This is a genomic window from Photobacterium nomapromontoriensis (genome assembly GCF_050336815.1).
Lineage (GTDB): Bacteria > Pseudomonadota > Gammaproteobacteria > Enterobacterales > Vibrionaceae > Photobacterium > Photobacterium nomapromontoriensis.
In genome coordinates, this window is record NZ_JAKJSL010000091.1 from 1 (window position 1) to 1,922 (window position 1,922).

Annotated in this window: 2 protein-coding genes and 2 pseudogenes; 3 read left to right on the forward strand and 1 reads right to left on the reverse strand. The window is 40.4% G+C overall.

What is annotated here, in order from left to right; genetic code table 11:
* The 3 genes and pseudogenes from L4D12_RS25295 to L4D12_RS25305 form a co-directional block, all read left to right on the forward strand.
* Positions 1-225: pseudogene (locus tag L4D12_RS25295) on the forward strand (group II intron reverse transcriptase/maturase); the annotation flags it as partial.
* 394 nt (positions 226-619) lie between these two features.
* Positions 620-1,015, forward strand: coding sequence for a hypothetical protein (locus tag L4D12_RS25300; RefSeq protein WP_428450578.1), 396 nt, complete (start codon positions 620-622; stop codon positions 1,013-1,015).
* A gap of 176 nt (positions 1,016-1,191) precedes the next feature.
* Entirely contained in the window at positions 1,192-1,623 is a 432-nt protein-coding gene (locus L4D12_RS25305; RefSeq protein ID WP_428450579.1) for a hypothetical protein, read from the forward strand.
* A gap of 101 nt (positions 1,624-1,724) precedes the next feature.
* Here L4D12_RS25305 and L4D12_RS25310 read toward each other — a convergent pair.
* Positions 1,725-1,922: pseudogene (locus L4D12_RS25310) on the reverse strand (IS4 family transposase); the annotation flags it as partial.

Here is a 1,922-nt window from a genome sequence, read left to right on the forward strand (position 1 = left end):
CTCAAGCTCTGGAAGAAGCCAAGTAAGCTTCATCGAGAATTGAAACAGCGAGGATATAAACCGCCGTTTAGTCACATACGAATGACAGGCTGGAGAAGCTCTGCGAGTCCGTTATCGAGCTACGCTATGACAAATCAATGGTTCAATGAACTTGGTTTAGTCAATATTGAACATGTTGTGACAGGGCATGTGTTCAGCACTTACGCTGAATGGAAATGTACATGAGCCGTATACGAGGTCCGTACGTACGGTTCTGTGAGAGGGATGAGGCGGCGACGCCTCACCCTACTCGATGTTTTCAAAGTACATCTGTGGATGTGAATCGGCATAATAGGATGGAAATTATGCGGGAAAAGAAAACGTAAAAAGTCATGATTTATGTCTCGTTTACTGTGCCTGCGTTTCACGTCAAATCATTAAAGTGTGACATCATACGGATGGCGAAAATGTAGAATGTGATATATAGAATGATTCTACAATTTGTCCGGCGTGTGTTTTTATAGTCTTTGTTATCAATGCTTTAGTGTATGTGTTAGCATCTGCTAATGGTGATATGTAGAATTGTAATGTAGAACAGTTCCATATATAAAGTTGTTAGGCTATTAAGGAGAATTTGAGCTTGAAAACAGTTTGCGTAACTCTAAGTATGTTGCTTATTTCATCGCTTGCATATGCAGCAGTCGTTCCTGGTTTTCAGGGGCATTATGAGCGGTATAACAATGATCAATTGGATACTGACACTGCCTTTATTGACTTAACTAAGGTGGGTTCGAACACATACGAACTATCAGGGACATCAGTTTGGGTAGGTGACTCTTCTTCTGGCCTTGTAAATTTTGGAGAAATCGACGGAGTTGTAACATTAAAAGGTAATCAAATAGACTATGACGTTGACGGCTGTACTCTCCAAATTTTATTAGATCAAGATACCCTCGTAGTTAGCAAAGACAACGGTTGTAGCGGGCTAAATGTCACCTTCAATGGAACATACGTGATAACCTCAGAGAGTCAATAGCCTACAAACTGTTCAAGAGGGATTCGCAACGCGTGGCATTTTTGCTATGCGTTGATTTTAGTGTTTAAGGTGGTATGCGGTGGCTTCGGTAATGCGTTGCTCACCCCTTAACAGAGCGTTAGTTTTCAATTTTTGTCCGTTGAAGTGGACGTTACTTTTTTACAATTAGGATGTATATGAAACTTAATAAATTAGTATTATCAACAATTATGGCTATAACTCTTTTGGGCTGTAACTCTACTAGTAATACACATAAAGCCTCTATTGAAAGCGATCTAAGAATGATGACTCATAAGCTTGTGAGTACTGATTCTTCGTTTGAGAGTTCGATTGAAGAGTTGATGCCTAAAGGTGTTAAGCGAATGGCAAAAGATGAGCTTAGCCTTACTTCAGTTATTACTCCTAATGGGGAAGTTAATTATGAGACTTATAGCGCACTGACAAGTCGCTCTGCGGTTAAGAGTTTATTAGGCTCGCCAGTGCGTGATGATCAGCAATACAATGTTTATTCTTATAGTGGTTCAAACAACTCATTCATTACTTTTGTTTTTAATAATTCAAGTAAAGTTGAGCGTGTTGAAGGCTACAGTAACTCTAATAACTGGTAAAAAACTAACAAGTTGCTTAAACGGAATAAAAACAGTTGGCCATCGCTTCGCGATTATAGCCAACCATTTTTATCCGCTTAGCAAGGCGCTGACGGATCCCCTCATAATTTGCCCAGCCCTTCGGTGTGAGTGAGTCGTTGATATTCAAGCATTGCCCATTGATATTGGGAGTCGTTAATTTGATATCGTCGATGAACTCGAACTTCCCGCCCAAGTCGTGGTATTGATAGGACTCTCCGGTGCTTGATGCTGTTAGCTTGAAAGTCAAAATGCCACTTTGCTTGTGCAGCCGCTAAACC

Coding starts and splice junctions, on each gene's coding strand:
- L4D12_RS25305 (WP_428450579.1), top strand. CDS start 1,192: ATGAAACTTAATAAATTAGTATTATCAACAATTATGGCTATAACTCTT.